This is a genomic window from Vibrio sp. J383, assembly GCF_023503985.1.
In the GTDB taxonomy this organism is placed as follows: Bacteria; Pseudomonadota; Gammaproteobacteria; order Enterobacterales; family Vibrionaceae; genus Vibrio; species Vibrio splendidus.
On sequence record NZ_CP097293.1, the window covers coordinates 402,613 to 418,163 of the forward strand.

Genomic DNA, 15,551 nt, shown 5'->3' on the forward strand with positions numbered 1-15,551 from the left:
ATTTCGTCCTTGAACTGGTGTTTTTCTCACTGCACCAAATTGGTGCGTAGCTAAGTTCAAGTATGGCGCATATCAATCAGAAGCTAAAGATAATTCATTAAAGGTGCTAAAAGCGGCTGAGATTAGGTGAAAAATCTAGGTAATTCAGTCTCTTTTAACACATTGGCCTACTTGATCGTCGCTCGGTGTAAATACACAGTGACTGGACTAGTAGATGCAATAAGCTTGCCGCTTCTATGTGCTTGAATTGCAATGGTGTGAGTGCCTCGATCGATACCTTTCAGTTCCCAATTAGGTTGGGTTTGTGGGGCACCATAGCGACGGCCATCGAGCATTAATTGTAACTGCTCACCAATACCTAACTTTCGGTTGAGTTCGATTTGAATGGGGATGAAGCCACGGTTGCTACGGATGGTTTGATCATGAATGGGAGTCAGCATAATAAGTGTTAGTTGAGCTGGCGCCTCGCGTTTCGTGGTTTTTGTTTCTTCCTGAGCCTGAGCTGGCATTACCGTTTTAGTTGTAGATGAAGCAGCAGCGTCAACGGGAGTCGAGGCTTCAAATTTAGGAGCCGGTGCAGAAGCTTGCACATCCGGTAGGCGAAGAGATTTGGCATCTTGGTCGGTAGGGGTATCACTAAAGTGGAGAACACCATCCTCATCCACCCAGGTATACACCGTTTGAGCAGAGCACGAGAGTGCGACTGTTAACCCGATCAGGAACAGTATATTTTTCATATCTTTAGCCTCTTTTCACCGCTAGGTGATTTCACGTTTGGCGTTGGTTTTGTTATTGATTTTATTGTATTTATAGCAGCAGCCTCTGAAGGCTTTTGTTTAAGGTATGGTACGAGGAAGCAGGGGGAGGGAGTATATAAAAAAGGCCCGCCTGCGAGGCGAGCCTAATATTTAGTCAGCGATTCTTACAAGGTTGCAGTAAGAAATGGCTTATCTCTACAGGAGATTAAACTGAGTAGTACAGTTCAAACTCAAGTGGGTGTGTTGCCATGTTCACGCGTTGTACGTCGTCAGATTTCAGTGTGATGTAAGAATCAATGAAATCGTCAGAGAATACGCCGCCAGCTGTTAGGAACTCACGATCGTCGTCTAGCGCTTTAAGTGCTACTTCTAGAGATTCAGCAACGGTTGGGATTTCAGCCGCTTCTTCTGCTGGAAGGTCGTATAGATCTTTATCCATAGCTTCGCCTGGGTGGATCTTGTTCTTGATACCGTCAAGGCCAGCCATCAGCATTGCTGAGTAACATAGGTATGGGTTCGCTGCTGGGTCACCAAAACGTAGCTCGATACGACGTGCTTTCGGGCTTGGTACTACTGGGATACGGATAGAAGCAGAACGGTTACGTGCTGAGTAAGCAAGCATTACCGGAGCTTCAAAACCAGGTACAAGACGCTTGTACGAGTTCGTTGATGGGTTAGCAAATGCGTTGATTGCACGAGCGTGCTTGATTACACCACCGATGTAGTAAAGCGCCATTTCAGATAGGCCGCCGTACTTATCACCAGCAAACAGGTTAACGCCGTCTTTTGCTAGAGATTGGTGAACGTGCATACCAGAACCGTTGTCACCAACCAGTGGCTTAGGCATGAATGTCGCTGTTTTACCAAATGCGTGAGCAACGTTGTGTACAACGTACTTGTAGATTTGAGTCTCATCCGCTTTTGTTGTTAGCGTGTTGAAGCGAGTTGCGATTTCGTTTTGACCCGCAGTTGCTACTTCGTGGTGGTGAGCTTCAACTACTAGGCCCATCTCTTCCATTACTAGACACATTGCTGAACGGATGTCTTGAGATGAATCTACAGGAGCTACTGGGAAGTAACCGCCTTTAACGCCAGGACGGTGACCTTTGTTACCGCCTTCGATGTCAGAACCTGTGTTCCAAGCTGCTTCTACATCATCAATCTTGAAGAAAGAACCAGACATGTCGTTTGAGAACTTAACGTCATCGAATAGGAAGAATTCTGGCTCTGGACCAACTAGTACTGTGTCTGCGATACCCGTAGAACGTAGGTATTCTTCAGAACGCTTAGCGATAGAGCGTGGGTCACGGTCGTAGCCTTGCATTGTTGCAGGCTCAAGGATGTCACAACGGATGTTTAGCGTTGCATCTTCTGTGAATGGGTCCAGTACAGCTGAAGCTGCGTCTGGCATCATTACCATGTCAGATTCGTTAATGCCTTTCCAACCAGCTACTGAAGAGCCGTCAAACATTTTACCTTCTTCGAAGAAGTCTGCATCAACTTGGTGAGAAGGAATAGAGATGTGCTGCTCTTTACCTTTTGTATCAGTAAAACGTAAGTCGATAAATTTAACTTCGTTCTCTTGGATCAGGGATAGTACATTTTCTACTGACATCTTGGATAACCTCCAGTGTTATTAATTCGGTATTAGCTCGATTCGGTTGAAACTAGCATTGATTAATGTCTATAAGTGCATTAATCGATGCTGATTTATCTATAGCCAAAAACGTGCCAATAAAATTATTCCATTAATTTCAATGATTTACTTGTTTTCTTGTTTCGTTCACTTTGGTTTTTGCACCAAAATGATCTTCCAGTGCACCTTGTTGGTGCAGCTGCTTGTCTGTGCACCAATATGAAACATAAGCGAGCACCATTCAGCAATGAATTGCCTAAGTTGTCAATCCACTTTTGTTATTTTGCCGGAGATTTGGCTGTCCATCTTGCGGCTGATGCTTTTTTAGAATCCTACGAATTAGACTGTTAGATACTGTATTGAATCAAAGTTAAGCGGATATGAATCGCTAATAAAGAAAAAAGCCTTGGTTGAGATCACATATTTCTGGGTTTTTGTCTAAAATCTGGTATATTATTGACCGTTTTTTAAATCAAGCTAGCGGTTATTATCCAAACTTTTGAGATAATTGACGGCTACCTTTTATGAGTGAATCGAGAATCCATGTCTACTCCACAGATTGATAAGTTAAGAAATATCGCGATCATCGCGCACGTTGACCACGGTAAAACGACTTTGGTTGATAAACTACTACAACAGTCAGGCACTCTTGAGTCTCGTGGTGAAGCTGAAGAGCGTGTCATGGATTCGAATGACATCGAAAAAGAGCGTGGCATTACAATCCTTGCTAAGAACACAGCAATTGACTGGAATGATTACCGTATCAACATCGTAGATACCCCTGGACACGCGGACTTCGGTGGTGAAGTTGAACGTATCATGTCTATGGTTGATTCAGTTCTTCTGATCGTTGATGCAGTTGATGGCCCAATGCCTCAAACTCGTTTCGTAACGCAAAAAGCTTTCGCACACGGCCTTAAGCCAATCGTTGTTATCAACAAGATTGACCGTCCTGGTGCTCGTCCTGATTGGGTTATGGACCAAGTATTTGACTTGTTCGACAACCTAGGCGCGACTGATGAGCAACTAGACTTTACTGTTGTTTACGCTTCAGCTCTAAACGGTTGGGCAACAATGGAAGAAGGCGAAGTTGGCACAGACATGGAACCATTGTTCCAAGCTGTTGTTGATACAGTAGAAGCACCTGCAGTTGACCTTGAAGGTCCACTACAAATGCAAATTTCGCAACTTGATTACAGCTCTTACGTAGGTGTTATCGGTGTTGCTCGTGTTACTCGTGGTTCTGTTAAGCCAAACCAACAAGTAACTATCGTGAATGCTGAAGGCAAAAAACGTAACGGTAAAGTAGGTACTGTACTTGGTTACCTAGGTCTTGAGCGTCACGAAGTAGAACAAGCTAACGCTGGCGACATCATTGCAATCACAGGTCTTGGTGAACTGAAAATTTCAGACACTATCTGTGACGTAAACAATGTTGAAGCAATGGAACCACTGTCTGTTGATGAACCAACAGTAACAATGACTTTCCAAGTAAACACTTCTCCGTTCGCGGGTAAAGAAGGTAAGTTTGTAACTTCACGTAACATCCTTGAGCGTCTTGAAAAAGAATTGGTTCATAACGTTGCACTACGTGTTGAAGAAACTGAAAGTCCAGACCGTTTCCGCGTATCAGGCCGTGGTGAGCTTCACCTTTCTATCCTGATCGAAAACATGCGTCGTGAAGGTTTCGAGCTAGCAGTATCTCGTCCAGAAGTAATCATCAAAGAAGAAGATGGTCAGAAAATGGAACCGTTCGAAACGGTTACTATCGATGTAGTTGAAGAGCACCAAGGTGCGATCATGGAAAGCATCGGTCTACGTAAGGGTGAGCTAACAGATATGGCACCAGATGGTAAAGGCCGTGTTCGCATGGACTTCATGATGCCTTCTCGTGGTCTTATCGGTTTCCAAACTGAATTCCTTACAATGACGTCTGGTTCTGGTCTTATTTACCACTCGTTCGATCACTACGGTCCTTACAAAGGCGGTATCATTGGTCAGCGTAACAACGGTGTTCTAATTTCGAACGCAACGGGTAAAGCACTGACTTACGCATTGTTCTTCCTTCAAGCTCGTGGTCGTCTATTCACAGAGCACGCTGATGAAGTTTATGAAGGTCAAGTAATCGGTATTCACAACCGTTCAAACGACCTGACAGTAAACTGTCTGAAAGGTAAGCAACTAACGAACGTTCGTGCATCTGGTACTGATGAAGCACAAGTTCTTTCTCCACCGATCAAGCACACTCTAGAGCAAGCTCTTGAGTTTATCGATGAAGATGAACTAGTAGAAGTAACGCCACTAAACGTACGTATCCGTAAGAAACTTCTTACTGAAAACGACCGTAAGCGTGCAGCACGTCCAGCTAAGGCTTAATTGCCAGCTGACTAGCTTCTAGCTATCAAGCAATACGTTTTAGAATAAGTAAGAAAGCCCCGAGTAGCCTAGCTGCTCGGGGCTTTTGTTTTATGTGGTGTTGGAGTAGATACGGGTAAACGAGAGGCGAGATACGAAGAGCATGCTCCATACCAATTCATTTAATCGTCATTCCAGAATTGAGGGACGAGATATCTGGAATCTTTCTTTTAAGGCATCCAAGAGGTTCCCTATCACGCTCGTTCTTCACTGTAGGGAATGACGGTAAGTTTGTTCAGATACGGGTAAACGAGATGAGAGATACGAAGAGCGTTTAAGTATTCGTCATCCTCAAGAGGGAGGGACGACCGAGTGGGGATCTAGCTTTTGATACCTAGGTGGCTTTTAACAAATAGAGCCCGCTCTTCGACTGACATAAATGGCACCTCGACAACCTCATACCCAAGCTCTTGATAGACTCTGACCAACGCGTGGTGAATCTCTAATGCTTCTTCAAGGGGTAAGGGCGCACTTCATCTTGAATATAAATCGATGCCTCAGGGCGACAGAACAAGGCTTGTGAGTGATAGCCTTGGCTAGCTTCTCGGTAGATTTCGTCAATCTCAAGGTTTGCCTGAGTTAAGTAACCGCAGATATCTGGAATGGCGCGATCGAGAAACGCAACCGGATGCTGGTTGGCCTGTTCCTTTTGCTCATTCATGACAGTGAGACACAGGCGAGCAAAGCCCGGTAGGTCGAACCAAGGTAAGATACCGTTCTCAAGTTGGCTCTGCTGTTCTATTAACTGACGAGAGGACTCAGCGAAGGTTGGGTAACCCATGTCACCCAAGGTATTGATCAGTGTTGTCTTCCCGGCTCCGGGGCCGCCAGTAATAATGATAGGTTGCATCGTGTTCTTTATCTGTAGCGCTACTTCTGGTTCAGCTGCGCTAGGAACTTATCTGATTCTGCTATTGCAGCATTCATCTGTTCTATCGCGTAGGCGATGTCTTTTTCTAAGCTCATAAATTCGCCCTGCAACGAACCGACAGCACTCGCATTGAGGTTATGCTTTAGATAAAGCGTATTGTCGCGAAGGGTGTTGAGTACCGGGTCCATTTTCTTCTCGGCGCGTTTCATTGCTGAAAGCATGGTCTTGTAAGACGATTGGGTTTCTCGCAGTTTTTGTTCACTCGAACGGCGCAGTGAAGCACTGGTGTAGAGGTCTAACTCGCTCTGCCACTCTGCAAACAGCGCATCTGACACGTCTTCAATCGCAGCAATGCGATCACTGACATTTTGTGCGGCTTTCTCGCTGTCTTGGTATTTATCGTTGATTTGGTTGTACATCTCTTCAAGGTCGCCGCCACTGAAGTTCGTCAGGCTACTCAAGGCTTCAAGTGCGCTAGTAAACTCTTCCTGAGCATCCTGCTGCGACTCTTTAGCGTCTTCCACTCTATCGACCATAATGTCACGCTTGTGGTAACCCACTTGCTCCATGGCGGAGTAATAAGCTGATTGGCATCCAGTAAGAGTAAAAATAGAGAGGACTATAACTATTAAATAAGGCATCCTAGTTTCCTATAGTTAAATAATATCAATCGTAGTAAATAACTGCTCAACCTAGCTTGTTAAAATGCTCGATAACAGCGTTAGAATTTTTGATTGTAGAATAACTACTTATCAAAAAACTCTGCCTTGTTCTCAAGCCTTTTTCCTACGCTATTTTTGAACCCTTACTTACTGTGATTAATACAACGGAATATTAATTAGGACTATGAACGAGTTACCAGGGAGTTACAAGTTGAAGATAAAAAACGCAGTCACAGGGAGCATTCAGTTTTCCCGCTATCTTTTGGCGCGAATGACGCACGATAGGGTCAATGTGAATGCGGGTTACTTGGCGTACATTACTTTGCTCTCGATCGTACCGATGTTGACGGTTTTGCTCTCTATCTTATCGTCATTTTCAGTCTTTGCTGATGTTGGCCTAGTGATTCAAAACTTCGTTATTACCAACTTTGTTCCAGCATCTGGAGATGCGGTGCATGGTGCTCTACTCGAGTTCGTTGCCAATACCGGCAAAATGACGGCGGTGGGCAGTGTGTTCTTATTCATTGCAGCATTGATGCTGATCTCCAACATCGATAAGAACCTTAACTACATCTGGCGAGTAACAGAAAAGCGTCGGGCTGTGTTGTCCTTTTCAATGTATTGGATGGTGCTAACGCTTGGACCTATTTTGATTGGGGCGAGCATTGCTGCAACGTCGTATGTGACATCATTGAACTTGTTACAAAACGAAGTCGTGTCGAGTGCTTTTAATACCGTGATTCGCAAGCTCCCTTTGATTACCTCATTCTTTGCGTTTTTCGGTCTGTATCTGTTAGTTCCCAACAAAAAGATACACTTTTCTCATGCGGCGGCGGGCTCTCTGGTTGCGGCTCTGTTGTTCGAACTCAGTAAGAAAGGCTTCGCGGCTTACATTACTCAATTCCCTTCTTACCAATTGATTTATGGCGCATTAGCGGCGATTCCCATTCTTTTTGTCTGGGTGTATTTGTGCTGGTTGATTGTGTTGGTGGGTGCTGAGGTGACTGCTGCATTGGGCGAGCAGGAACAGTGGAGTGACTCTCAAGAAATGGTACACTCGTCGGATAAAGAAAAAATCACAGAGCAAGGAAACAACAGTGATAGCACTGATCCAGAGAGTAAGTGAAGCTGCCGTCCGTGTTGATGGCGAAGTAGTGGGTGAGATTGAGCAAGGCTTATTGGTTTTGTTAGGCGTAGAAAAAGGTGATGACGAAGCCAAAGCCAAACGTTTGATGGAACGAGTGACCACTTATCGTGTCTTTGGAGATGAAGACGATAAAATGAATCTCAATGTGAAGCAGGTGGAAGGCAAGGTGCTTGTGGTTTCTCAATTCACTCTGCCAGCCGATACCAAGAAAGGCACACGAGCAGGATTTTCTCGTGGCGCTCCCCCAGAAGATGCCGAGCGTCTTTACAACTATTTCTCTGACCAGTGTGAATCAGTGTTGCCAACGGAACGTGGCCGATTCGCAGCCGACATGAAAGTGTCTTTGGTTAATGATGGCCCAGTAACATTCTGGCTGCAGGTTTAGGCTTAAAGGAATAAGCATGTTTAAACTCATAACACCGACCACCGAAAATCAACTGAACAAGTATTACCATTTTCGCTGGCAGATGCTCCGTGAACCTTGGCGCATGCCGGTAGGTTCAGAGCGCGATGAATACGATGCCATGAGTCACCATCGCATGATTGTCGATGGTCGAGGTCGCCCGATGGCGATTGGTCGTCTCTATATCACCCCAGATCTAGAGGGGCAGATTCGCTATATGGCGGTGAAGAAATCTCGCCAAAGTAAAGGTATGGGCTCACTTATCTTGGTTGCGCTAGAGTCACTGGCACGTCAAGAAGGGGCGAAGCGTTTGGTGTGTAATGCACGTGAAGATGCGATCTCATTCTATGAGAAGAATGAGTTTGAACGTCGTGGTGAAATTAACGATCAACGCGGCCCTGTGCGTCACCAACAGATGGTGAAACCTCTTGATCCAATGGCTGATGTACTGCGCAAACCAGAATGGTGTAATGAGCTTCAGCAGCGTTGGGAAAATCAGATCCCGATCAGTGACAAAATGGGCATCAAGATCAACCAATACACGGGTTATCAGTTTGAGTGTAGCGCTCAGTTGAATCCCAACCTTAACCCTCATAACACCATGTTTGCTGGCTCAGCTTTTACCTTGGCGACTCTAACGGGTTGGGGAATGACTTGGTTACTGATGAAAGAACGTGGGCTGACCGGTGATATCGTACTGGCAGACAGTAATATTCGTTATCGTCACCCAGTCGAGCAAAACCCAGTCGCATCTACGTCATTGGATGGGATCAGTGGCGATTTGGATCGCCTCGCGTCGGGCAGAAAAGCTCGCATCATCATTCATGTGACCATTAACAGTGGCGATGTGGAAGCGGTTGAGTTTACGGGAACCTATATGCTGATCCCTGACTACAAAAAGCGATTATCAACAGACTCCAACGTAAGCGTATAGCTGACACTGGCTAACAGATACAGATACAGATACAGATACAGATACAGATACAGATAAAGATACAGATAAAGATACAGATAAAGATACAAGGCGCTACTCCTATGGAGTGGCGCTTTTTTGTTGGCAGTCGTTAATCTCGGAATACTCAGCTTGGGTGAGCTTTCCTGAGATTTGATGGCATTGGTCCGATAACGAAATGGATAGAGTGTGTTTGCTAGTTTCTAGCAAATCGAGCTCTCCAGAGACCTCACCGTTGAGCGTTTGAACTCTTTGTGTACCTTGCTCTGCTGAGGATGCACCAATAATGTGCATTGGTTCGAGAGTGAAGCGACCACGGTCAAAATTCGCATTAAGCTCTGGGATTTCAAACACGTTATCGGTCGATGTTTCAGAAAGCTTATCGTCAAAGGTCATCACACCTTGGCGAACACTGCCAGTGAGTTGCCCTGTGGTTGAATAACCGAGCATCAACGAATCGCCATACAAGCCTGCGGCTTGAAGTTCAAACTCACCATAGCCGGTTGCATCGAGCGGTAATTCGAGTTGCTGCAGCATGGGTGCTATGGGTAGCCCATCGGCAGAGATATCTAAGCTCCATGGCTTACTGATTTGGTTGAAGTCGAGTGTCGCGTTGGCTTCAATGTAGCCGTGCTTTAGTGGCATAAACAGGCGTGTCAGCGTCCATTTCCCTTGTTCGCTATTCATTTCAACCACGGGTTGAACACTGACAATATTTTGATAGCTTGCATCGTTGGCGCTAACCATCAACTTGCCTTGCCACAGTCCTAACTTTCTCTGTTGCAGCAGTTGAACTTGATGTCCTTCAACATGCAGCCCTGAGACCTGCCAGTAAGGTTTGTTTGCGAGTTGGATAAGTTGGCTACGTTCTATATTAAGTCGGTCAATAGAGGCTTGCTGAAGCTGTGTCAGCCAAGGCAATAGGCGAGCGGATGGTAGAACTTTATCTTGGCTTTCCGTAATCCACTTTATGCCTTGCAGGTCGAGCTGCGCTAATTGAATGCTGCTAGGGGTTACTTCGCCATTAAGCTGAATACTGCCTTGTAAGAATTGAGTATAGAAGTCTTCAATCAGAATCTGGTTCGGATCTAAATTGAGCTTGATACTTGGCTCTATGAAGATGTCATCATCAATGGTCACCCCCTCTGCTTGCAGAGAGAAAATGGCTTTCTGTTGCTTCCACAGCTCAAAAGGCAGTTGGATATTTTCTAGTGAGGCATCAAAAGCTGCGAGGTGACCATCTTGCCATTCCACGTCGCTGCGCAGAATATCTAAGCTATTGATGTGATTGATCTGAATACCGGCTACATCCCACTCTTTGCTTAGTAGGCTTTGGGTCTGTTTCTGATTGAGTCGTAAGCCATCGACGGTCACATTCACCAACGACCAATCTTGCTGATACTGCTCTGCTTGTCCTGAAATCTTGGCACCGCGCCAGTCAAATGAAGCGCCATAAAGCGTGCTATCGCTAGGTTTTAAATCTAGGTCAAACAACAGGTTATCGAAGGCTTCTCCTTGCCAATACAGCTGCGTGGCTGAGAGTTGGATTTTGCCATAAGGCAGCAATGCGTTGTTGTCATCCCACGTTGGCTCGGAGATCTGGAGGTCGATGCCTCGCGCATTAAAGTCTGGGGTCGAAAAGTCGAGATTATTGATGGCTAGCTGGTGGAGCTTGATGTTTGGTTGGGTGAATAACGGCGTGAATGCCTCTAGATCGCTTATTTCCAACTGTAGGCCACTGATCAAGGCGGAGTCCAAGACCAGTTTAGCTTCTGTAATCGAGCTGGGACTGAACCAAAGATCGATCTTGTCGATATAGAGAGGTTTTTGTTTATCAGGTTGGCTTTGGGTAATGCCCATCAAGGTGATGTGATAAGGCGCCTGATACTCAACGTCTTCAATGAGTACAGGTTGTTCAAGCGTATGCTTGATAAAAAAGTTAGCAACATCCGATCGGTATTGAGTTTGTAGGCTTAATAACAACGCTGCGATAGTCGCAACGATGATGGCCACCACAATGCCAATCACCATGAATACCTTTTTCATTCCCTGAAAGCCTTAAATTTCAATAGTCTCAAAACAGAGTGGAACAAAAAGGGGCAAGCAGCAACAAAAAAGCCCCTCAAAAGAGGGGCTTGCTACAAAAATATCATTTTAAATTGGGCGTTCGCTTTTGGCTAAGCCCGAGCAGATGGTTGGGTTAGTCTAGTTGAGGGCCAGCCGCAACCAGTGATTTACCTTCAGCGTTGTCGGTGTACTTATCAAAGTTGTTGATGAAGCGCTCTGCTAGATCTTTCGCTTTGCTTTCCCATTGTAGTGGGTCAGTGTAAGTATCTCGTGGGTCAAGAATCGCTGGGTCAACATCGTGCAACGCTAGCGGTACTTCTAGGTTAAACATAGGGATAACCTTAGTTTCAGCTTGGTCGATTGAGCCATCTAGGATAGCGTCGATGATGCCGCGAGTATCTTGGATTGAGATACGTTTGCCTGTGCCATTCCAACCTGTGTTCACTAGGTAAGCTTCAGCGCCAGCCGCTTCCATACGCTTCACAAGCACTTCAGCGTACTGAGTTGGGTGAAGAGTTAAGAATGCCGCACCAAATGCCGCAGAGAACGTTGGTGTTGGTTCAGTAATACCGCGCTCTGTACCTGCTAGCTTAGCTGTGAAGCCAGATAGGAAGTGGTACTTAGTTTGCTCCGGAGTCAGCTTAGATACTGGTGGTAGCACACCAAACGCATCTGCTGTTAGGAAGATAACTTTTTGAGCGTGACCGGCTTTTGATACTGGCTTAACAATGTTGTCGATGTGGTGAATCGGGTAAGAAACACGAGTGTTCTCTGTTTTTGAACCGTCATCGAAATCGATAGAACCATCACCACGAACCGTTACGTTTTCTAGCAGTGCATCGCGACGGATTGCATTGTAGATTTCTGGTTCTGCTTCTTTAGATAGACGAATCGTCTTCGCGTAACAACCACCTTCGAAGTTGAAGATACCATCGTCATCCCAACCGTGCTCATCATCACCGATTAGCTCACGCTTAGGATCGGTTGATAGGGTTGTTTTACCGGTACCTGATAGGCCGAAGAATACAGCTACGTCGCCTTCTTCGCCAACGTTTGCACTACAGTGCATTGAAGCAATGCCTTGCAGAGGAAGTAGGTAGTTCATCATTGCGAACATGCCTTTCTTCATCTCACCGCCGTACCAAGTACCACCGATGATTTGAACGCGCTCTGTTAGGTTGAAAGCAACGAAGTTTTCAGAGTTTAGACCCTGCTTTTCCCAGTTAGGGTTCGTTGTTTTAGCACCGTTCATTACCACGAAATCAGGTTCGAACGTTGCTAGCTCTTCGTCAGTTGGACGAATGAACATGTTCTTAACGAAGTGCGCTTGCCACGCTACTTCAGTGATAATACGCACACTTAAACGCGTATCTGGATTAGCACCACAATAACCGTCGATGACAAACAGGCGCTTGCCAGATAGCTGAGTTGTCACAAGCTCTTTCAGCTCACTCCATACTTCAGTTGTAATCGGTTTGTTGTCATTTTTGCCTTGATCTGACCACCACATGGTATCGCGCGTAGTGTCATCTTTAACAATGTACTTATCTTTTGGTGAGCGGCCAGTAAAGATACCAGTGTCAACCGCAACAGAGCCTAGTTCCGTTACTACGCCTTTTTCGTAGCCTTCCAAACCTGGCAGTGTTTCTTCAACGAATAACTGCTCGTAGCTAGGATTACGAAGAACTTCAGTAACGCCAGTCAGTCCGTGCTTAGTTAGATCAATTTGTGCAGCCTTAGTATGTTCCATAACGGTCATAGGTGCTCCTTGTAGGATATTTTGTAGGGATTTTGTATTAATTTTTTATTGTTATCTGCTCACCATGCTAGCAACGAGGCTCGGGGGAAACAGGGATACAGCTCAAAAAATATCCATATTAACCGTGAGGTTTTAAGCGTCTCGTCACATATTGGCCCGACTAGTCTATCCTGTACGCAAACCTTTGCGCTAGGGGCGAGAACATTATTAATTGATTAAAATTAAGCGGTGATTTTATTACGAGATGTTACGGGCTTTGCGCTATTTTGATCACAAAAAAGGCCAGCTTAGTGCTGACCTTTTTGGGGTAAATTACGTGTTTTTGGTACGCTGTAAATTAATGAACCGTATTGTCGCCTTTATCTGCTGCTTCTGCGTACAGTGCATCAACGTCGCCCTTATCGAACGAGTAGTTTGTGCCACAGTAATCACAGTGAAGAGCAACACTACCTTCCGTACTCAGGATGTCGTAGATCTCCTCTTGAGCAACGGTAATGATAGCGGCACCACTGCGTTCACGAGAACAACCACAGAAGAACTCGACAGGTTGAGGGGTAAATACCTGAACCTTCTCTTGGTTATATAGGCGGTACAACAAATCATTCGCTTCTAGAGAGAATAGTTCTTCGTTTTTAACCGTGTCAGTTAACTGCTCTAGGTGCTCGAAGTCATCTGGCGAACCAGTGCCGTCTGGCATAACCTGCAGCAACATACCCGCAGCGTGTGCTTTGCCTTCATGTTCACCCGTACGTAGCCACAGACGAGTCTTAAGCTGTTCTGAGTTAGCAAAGTAACCTTCAAGAACGTCAGCAAGTGTTTCGCCTTCAAGACCAACGATGCCTTGGTAACGCTCACCTTTTTTAGGATCGATAGTGATCACTAGGTGGCCTTTACCTATAAGGTCGTGCAGGCCAGCGTCGTCAGCAATATCACCGTCAAAGCGCGCAACACCACGAATCTTCTGATCGTTATCGCCATTAATAACAGCGAGAGATACTGGACCATCACCTTGCAGTTGCATCGTGATAGAACCTTCAAACTTTAGCGTCGCCGTTAGTAGCGTCGTTGAAACCAGTAGCTCACCCAACAGCTTTTGTACTGGAGCTGGGTATTCCTTGCTAGAAATAATCTGTTGGTACGCTTCGTCCATCTGTACCAATTCACCACGTACTGATAGGTCTTCAAATAGGTAGCGATTTAAAACATTACTTGTAGACATTGGGTCTGCCATTTGGCTATTCCTTCTAGCTTATTGAGTCTTGAACTTGATGATGTCACGACGTTGCTTTTTATCTGGGCGACGTTCTGGTGCTGGGCTATGAGCATTTAGCTTGCGTTGTTGTGCAAACTCTTCTCTTTTTGCCAAGCTTTCGGTGGTTTCTTCATAGAGGGTTTGAGCGACTGGCGCCCCGCCACGGTGTGCGGATATTTTCTCTATGGTGACCGTCTTTTCTTCATTCCCTTGGCGCAGGGTAATCACTGCCCCAAGTTCTACGATTTTGCTGGGTTTGCTGCGCTGACCATTATAGTGGACTTTGCCACCATCGACCATGTTGCGAGCAATTGAACGAGTTTTATAAAAGCGTGCTGCCCACAACCATTTATCGAGTCTGACAGCTTCATTAGTCGTTTTCATATAGGACAGTGCCTTTTCAGTTAGAAATGAATGCGGTTTAACTGTTATTCACAGTATGCAACTTATTTTATTTGATGACGCTTATCACATTTAGTAGAAGCTTATGTGGAGGCGATTGGCTTTTTTTTCAAGGAAGATTACAAAATAGCTCAGGTAATGCCGATTTATAGATTTGCTATGATATAGTTCAGGATCTTATGCTTTTAATAAGCAGGAACAGAATTTATGAACAAAAAAGCTGATAGTTTAGTAGGTTACAGCTTTATTCGTTATAGAAAGGGTTAGGGAACGTGAACTTTTTAGAGCTCAAACTTCGCATGGATAACTCTCCGGTGCTGAGCCGATTTTTAGAGAATGGATTTTTACTCCAGCAGAAACTGAGCCTTGTTCTTTGTTGTGTGTTAATCGCAGCTTCCGCATGGATTTTAGGACAGCTTGCATGGTTTATCGAACCTGCCGAGCAAACCGTCGTGCCTTGGAAAGCAACTGCTTCATCGTCTTCTGCTCCTCAATCGACTCTTGATATCTCTTCTTTGCAGCAGAGCAACCTGTTTGGTGCCTATAACCCAACCACGCCTGCTGTGGTTGAGCAGCAAGTTATCCAAGACGCACCAAAGACACGATTGAATCTGGTTTTGGTGGGTGCGGTTGCCAGTTCTAACCCCAAATTAAGCTTAGCTGTGATTGCGAATCGCGGCACTCAAGCAACCTACGGCATTAATGAAGAGATCGAAGGCACACGAGCTAAGTTAAAAGCGGTATTAGTCGATCGCGTGATTATTGATAACTCAGGTCGAGATGAAACCTTGATGCTTGAAGGCATTGAGTACAAGCGTTTGGCCGTTTCAGAACCTGCGCCACCTCGCGCCTCTTCTTCTGTGCGTGGCAACAACCCCGCTTCTGCAGAAGAGAAGCTTGATGAAATTAAAGCGAAGATAATGAAAGATCCGCAACAAATCTTCCAATATGTTCGACTGTCTCAGGTGAAGCGCGACGATAAAGTGATTGGTTATCGTGTGAGCCCTGGCAAAGATTCAGAACTTTTTAACTCTGTTGGGCTCCAAAACGGAGATATTGCCACTCAGTTAAATGGACAAGACCTGACAGACCCTGCTGCTATGGGCAACATATTCCGTTCCATCTCAGAACTGACAGAGCTAAATCTGGTGGTCGAGAGAGATGGTCAACAACATGAAGTGTTTATTGAATTTTAAAACTTTGCGTCTAACGAAGGACGAAAGTGTA

General features: G+C 45.4%; 12 protein-coding genes and 1 pseudogene. 5 read left to right on the forward strand and 8 right to left on the reverse strand.

What is annotated here, in order from left to right:
• Positions 1-167: 167 nt before the first annotated feature.
• Together M4S28_RS01865 and glnA are read right to left on the reverse strand one after the other, a co-directional pair.
• A complete protein-coding gene (locus M4S28_RS01865) occupies positions 168-737 on the reverse strand; it encodes a DUF4124 domain-containing protein (RefSeq protein ID WP_249632204.1) in 570 nt (189 codons plus the stop codon).
• A gap of 226 nt (positions 738-963) precedes the next feature.
• Positions 964-2,373 carry a glutamate--ammonia ligase gene (gene glnA / locus M4S28_RS01870; protein ID WP_004735585.1) on the reverse strand — a complete coding sequence of 470 codons (1,410 nt, stop codon included), beginning with the start codon at positions 2,371-2,373 and terminating at the stop codon, positions 964-966.
• Between the two features lie 564 nt (positions 2,374-2,937).
• On the opposite strand from glnA, the gene typA reads away from it, so the two are divergent.
• Entirely contained in the window at positions 2,938-4,770 is a 1,833-nt protein-coding gene (gene typA, locus M4S28_RS01875) for a translational GTPase TypA (RefSeq protein WP_004735586.1), read from the forward strand.
• Between the two features lie 359 nt (positions 4,771-5,129).
• Here the strand turns inward: typA and M4S28_RS01880 are convergent.
• Both M4S28_RS01880 and M4S28_RS01885 read right to left on the reverse strand, forming a co-directional pair.
• Positions 5,130-5,659, reverse strand: a pseudogene (locus tag M4S28_RS01880) (AAA family ATPase).
• A gap of 20 nt (positions 5,660-5,679) precedes the next feature.
• On the reverse strand, positions 5,680-6,321 hold the full coding sequence (locus tag M4S28_RS01885; protein WP_249632205.1) for a DUF2959 domain-containing protein: 642 nt from the start codon (positions 6,319-6,321) through the stop codon (positions 5,680-5,682).
• Positions 6,322-6,526: 205 nt separating this feature from the next.
• Here M4S28_RS01885 and M4S28_RS01890 point away from each other — a divergent pair, with 205 nt between their 5' ends.
• Genes M4S28_RS01890 through M4S28_RS01900 form a run of 3 tightly spaced genes read left to right on the forward strand, consistent with a single transcriptional unit; the run spans position 6,527 to position 8,826 of the window.
• Positions 6,527-7,468: a virulence factor BrkB family protein gene (locus tag M4S28_RS01890; RefSeq protein WP_017086963.1), complete on the forward strand. Its 942-nt coding sequence runs from the start codon at positions 6,527-6,529 to the stop codon at positions 7,466-7,468.
• The gene (dtd, locus tag M4S28_RS01895; protein ID WP_054542071.1) at positions 7,440-7,874 is read left to right on the forward strand and encodes a D-aminoacyl-tRNA deacylase; all 435 of its coding nucleotides are present in this window, start codon (positions 7,440-7,442) and stop codon (positions 7,872-7,874) included. Before M4S28_RS01890 ends, dtd begins: the two co-directional genes overlap by 29 nt.
• 16 nt (positions 7,875-7,890) lie before the next feature.
• Positions 7,891-8,826: a bifunctional GNAT family N-acetyltransferase/hotdog fold thioesterase gene (locus M4S28_RS01900; RefSeq protein ID WP_004735591.1), complete on the forward strand. Its 936-nt coding sequence runs from the start codon at positions 7,891-7,893 to the stop codon at positions 8,824-8,826.
• A gap of 99 nt (positions 8,827-8,925) precedes the next feature.
• Here M4S28_RS01900 and M4S28_RS01905 read toward each other — a convergent pair whose 3' ends face one another.
• The 4 genes from M4S28_RS01905 to hslR form a co-directional block, all read right to left on the reverse strand.
• The gene (locus tag M4S28_RS01905) at positions 8,926-10,890 is read right to left on the reverse strand and encodes an AsmA family protein (RefSeq protein WP_249632206.1); all 1,965 of its coding nucleotides are present in this window, start codon (positions 10,888-10,890) and stop codon (positions 8,926-8,928) included.
• 154 nt (positions 10,891-11,044) lie between these two features.
• On the reverse strand, positions 11,045-12,670 hold the full coding sequence (gene pckA, locus M4S28_RS01910; protein ID WP_004735593.1) for a phosphoenolpyruvate carboxykinase (ATP): 1,626 nt from the start codon (positions 12,668-12,670) through the stop codon (positions 11,045-11,047).
• 337 nt (positions 12,671-13,007) lie between these two features.
• Positions 13,008-13,901, reverse strand: coding sequence for an Hsp33 family molecular chaperone HslO (gene hslO, locus M4S28_RS01915; RefSeq protein ID WP_102454243.1), 894 nt, complete (start codon positions 13,899-13,901; stop codon positions 13,008-13,010).
• An 18-nt stretch (positions 13,902-13,919) separates the two neighbouring features.
• Positions 13,920-14,306, reverse strand: a complete 387-nt coding sequence (gene hslR / locus M4S28_RS01920; RefSeq protein ID WP_004735595.1) for a ribosome-associated heat shock protein Hsp15 — start codon at positions 14,304-14,306, stop codon at positions 13,920-13,922.
• A gap of 317 nt (positions 14,307-14,623) precedes the next feature.
• On the opposite strand from hslR, the gene gspC reads away from it, so the two are divergent.
• Complete coding sequence (gene gspC / locus M4S28_RS01925) at positions 14,624-15,520, forward strand: type II secretion system protein GspC (RefSeq protein WP_249632697.1); 897 nt, start codon at positions 14,624-14,626, stop codon at positions 15,518-15,520.
• The last annotated feature ends 31 nt before the right edge of the window (positions 15,521-15,551 follow it).